General features: G+C 74.5%; 1 protein-coding gene. It reads left to right on the forward strand.

Annotated features, from left to right (window positions below; translation table 11 throughout):
- Positions 1 to 856 (forward strand): Mur ligase family protein (locus CCN33_RS20140; RefSeq protein ID WP_140394603.1); only part of this gene is annotated, 856 nt, incomplete at both ends.

The raw sequence follows: 856 nt of genomic DNA on the forward strand, positions 1-856 counted from the left end.
TGCACGGCGCCGACTTCGCCACCCAGGCGGCGGGCCTGGGCGCCGTCGCCGTCCTCACCGACCCGGCCGGCGCCGACCGCGCAGCCGCGACCGGCCTGCCGGTCCTGGTCGTCGACGACCCGCGTGCGGAGATGGGCGAGCTGGCCGCCACCATCTACGGGCACCCCGGCCGGGACATGCTCCAGATCGGCATCACCGGCACCTCCGGCAAGACCACCACCGCCTACCTGGTGGAGGGCGGCCTGCGGGCGGCCGGCCGGGCCACCGGGCTGGTCGGCACCGTCGAGACCCGCATCGGCGACGAGCGCATCAAGTCCGAGCGCACCACCCCCGAAGCGACCGACCTCCAGGCCCTGTTCGCCGTCATGCGCGAACGCGGCACCGACGCCGTCGCCATGGAGGTCTCCAGCCACGCCCTGGTCCTCGGCCGGGTCGACGGCTGCGTCTTCGACATCGCGGTCTTCAACAACCTCAGCCCGGAGCACATGGAGTTCCACTCCGGCATGGAGGACTACTTCCAGGCCAAGGCGAGCCTGTTCACCCCCGAGCGCAGCAGGCTCGGCGTGGTCAACGCCGACGACGAGTACGGCCGNNCCGCCCTCGCCGCCGCCGGGATCGACCCGCAGACGGCCGCCGACGGCATCGCCGCCGTGCCCGGCGTCCCCGGCCGCCTGGAGCGCGTCGACGCCGGACAGCCCTACCTCGCCGTCGTCGACTACGCCCACAAGACCGACGCGGTCGAATCGGTGCTCAAGGCGCTGCGCAAGGTCACCAAGGGCCGGGTGCACCTGGTGCTCGGCTGCGGCGGCGACCGCGACCGCACCAAGCGCGGCCCGATGGGCGCGGCCGCGGCCCG

Origin of the sequence: Streptomyces recifensis (genome assembly GCF_002154615.1) — a bacterium.
In the GTDB taxonomy this organism is placed as follows: Bacteria; Actinomycetota; Actinomycetes; order Streptomycetales; family Streptomycetaceae; genus Streptomyces; species Streptomyces griseoluteus.